Origin of the sequence: Actinosynnema sp. NPDC023658 (assembly GCF_040639995.1) — a bacterium.
In the GTDB taxonomy this organism is placed as follows: domain Bacteria; phylum Actinomycetota; class Actinomycetes; order Mycobacteriales; family Pseudonocardiaceae; genus Actinosynnema.
On the sequence record NZ_JBFAAX010000785.1, the window covers coordinates 1 to 2643 of the forward strand.

The 2643-nt window shown below is 72.0% G+C and carries 3 protein-coding genes; all 3 read left to right on the forward strand.

What is annotated here, in order from left to right; translation table 11 throughout:
• Positions 1–406 (forward strand): Holliday junction resolvase RuvX (gene ruvX, locus AB0G02_RS34720; RefSeq protein ID WP_360803014.1); only part of this gene is annotated, 406 nt, incomplete at its 5' end.
• Positions 403–1629: an endolytic transglycosylase MltG gene (gene mltG, locus AB0G02_RS34725; protein ID WP_360803017.1), complete on the forward strand. Its 1227-nt coding sequence runs from the start codon at positions 403–405 to the stop codon at positions 1627–1629. The genes ruvX and mltG, both read left to right, overlap by 4 nt.
• A gap of 2 nt (positions 1630–1631) precedes the next feature.
• Complete coding sequence (locus tag AB0G02_RS34730; protein WP_360803020.1) at positions 1632–2471, forward strand: shikimate dehydrogenase; 840 nt, start codon at positions 1632–1634, stop codon at positions 2469–2471.
• Positions 2472–2643: the final 172 nt, after the last annotated feature.

Genomic DNA, 2643 nt, shown 5'->3' on the forward strand with positions numbered 1-2643 from the left:
GTTCCTCGCCACCCCGCTGGTCACCCTGGCGCGTGACGTGAAGACCGGCCGTGACCTGGCGGAACTCGCGGGTATGGTGGTCGAGAACGACGTGGTGGAGGTCGTCGTCGGCCTGCCGCGCACGCTGGCCGGGCGGCACGGGCCGGCGGCGGAGTCGGCCTCGGCGTACGCTGCGGCGTTGGCCGAGCGCGTCGCACCGGTTCCGGTGCGGCTCACCGATGAGCGGTTGACCACCGTCACGGCGAGCCGGGTGCTCTCCGAGCGCGGGGTGCGAGGCAAGAAGCAACGCGCCGTCGTCGACCAGGCTGCCGCGGTCGAGATCCTGCAGTCGTGGCTGGACGCACGCGCGCGACAAGTGGCTCGTTCCGCTGCGGACCGGGCCCCCGGAGCTAAGGACGGCTCGTGACCGACGACCTCGGGTTGTTCACCGATCCCGACACGCGCCACGAAGACCGGGCGCGTGGCAAGAGCGAGGCCGCGGCGGCGCGGCGGGCCCAGCGCAGGCGCAAGCGGACGATCCTGTGGGTCGTCGTGGCGCTGGTGCTGGCCGGTGGCGGCGCGGGCGCGTACTACGGGTACCGCACGCTGAGCGGCATCGGCTCGTACGACGACTTCACGGGCTCGGGCGAGAGCGACGTGGTGGTCGAGGTCAAGGACGGCGACCTGGTCACGACCATCGCGACCACGCTCAAGGAGCAGGGCGTGGTGGCCAGCGCGCGGGCGTTCACCGAGGCGGGCGCGAACGACGACCGGGTCACCGCGATCCAGCCCGGGTTCTACCTGATGAAGACGAAGATGTCCGGCGCCGCGGCGGTGACGCGGATGGTCGACAAGGCGTCCAAGGTCGTGCCGCTGGAGGTCAAGGGCGGCTACGTGCTGCACGACATCACCTCGCCGGACGGCAAGATCACCAAGGGCATCCTGGCCCAGCTCTCCGACGCCTCCTGCGTCGAGCTGGACGGCACGAAGAAGTGCGTGACGCCCGAGCAGCTGCGCGACGCGGCGGACAACGCCGACGCGACCGCGCTCGGCATCCCCGACTGGGCGTTGGCCGACGTCAACAACGCGCCCAAGCCGAACCGGCTCGAAGGCCTGATCCTGCCCGGCCTGTACCACCTCAAGCCCGGCGCGGACGCGGTCGAGCTGCTCAAGAGCGTGCTCACCACGTCGCTGGGCCGGTTGCAGAGCTACGGCATCCCCAGCGGGTCGGCCAAGACGGGTTTCCGGCCGTACGAGGTGCTGGTCATCTCGTCGCTGATCGAGAAGGAAGGCCTCACCAAGGACTTCGGCAAGGTCTCGCGGGTGATCTACAACCGGCTCGCCAGGGGACAGCTGCTGGAGCTGGACTCCACGGTCAACTACAAGCTGGACCGGCCGGTCATCACCACCAGCGACGAGGACCGCGCGAGGTCGGGGCCCTACAACACCTACAACGCCGACACCAAGGGCCTGCCGCCCACTCCGATCGGGTCGCCCAGCCGCGAGGCCGTGCAGGCGGCGATCACCCCCGAGGACGGCACCTGGCTGTTCTTCGTGAAGTGCCAGAAGGACGGCACGTCGTGCTTCACGAACACCCACGACGAGCACCAGGCCGTGTCGGACAAGGCGCAGCGGGAAGGCGTCTTCTAGCCGTGGCACGTCGTGCGGCGGTCATCGGCTCGCCGGTGGCCCACTCGTTGTCCCCGGTCCTGCACAACGCCGCGTTCGGCGCGCTGGGCCTGTCGGACTGGACCTACACGCGCGTCGAGTGCGCGGCGGACGGGGTGGAGTCCCTGGTCGCAGGCCTGGACGCGTCGTGGGCCGGGTTGTCGGTGACCATGCCGAACAAGCGCGCCGCGCTGTCCGCGGCCACCACCGCGACGACGCGGGCCGTGCAGGTGGGCGCGGCGAACACCCTCGTGCCCGCCGGCGACGGGTGGCGGGCCGACAACACCGACGTGGACGGCGTGCTGGGCGCGTTGCGCGCGTCGTGCGGCTTCACGTCGGGTTCCCGCGCCGTGCTGCTGGGCGCCGGTGGCACGGCCACGGCGGCGCTTGTGGCGCTGGCCACGGTCGGCGTGCGCGCGGTCTCGCTGGTGGTCCGGTCGGTGAGCCGGGCCGCCGAGGCGGAGTCGTGCGCGTCCCGCCTGGGCCTGGCGCTCGACGTGGTCACCTGGGACACCGCGGACTTCGCCGCGCTCGCGTCGTCGTCGGACGTGCTGGTCAGCACCGTGCCGCCGGACGCCACCGAGCCCGTCGCCACGGCGCTGGCCGAGGCCCCGTGCGTGCTGGACGTCATCTACCACCCCTGGCCGACGCCGCTGGCGCTCGCCGTGCGCAAGCGCGGGCGGACCCTGGCCACCGGCCTGGACATGCTCCTGCACCAGGCGTTCGGCCAGTCCGAGCAGTTCACCGGCCGACCCGCCCCCCGCGAAGCGATGCGCCGCGCCCTGCTCGACGCCACCGACCACGTCCTCCCCCTGCCCTGCTGACTCCCACCCCCGCGTGTCCTACCTCCAGACCGCGAGAGTCCTACGTCCACGTCGCGAGAGTCCTACGTCCAGGACACCCGAGTTGAACGCTCAGAACACGCGACCTGCGGATTCGCGGCACCTGGGGCGCACACGACACCGGGCCCCGCTCGCGTGGGTGCGTGCCGTCCAG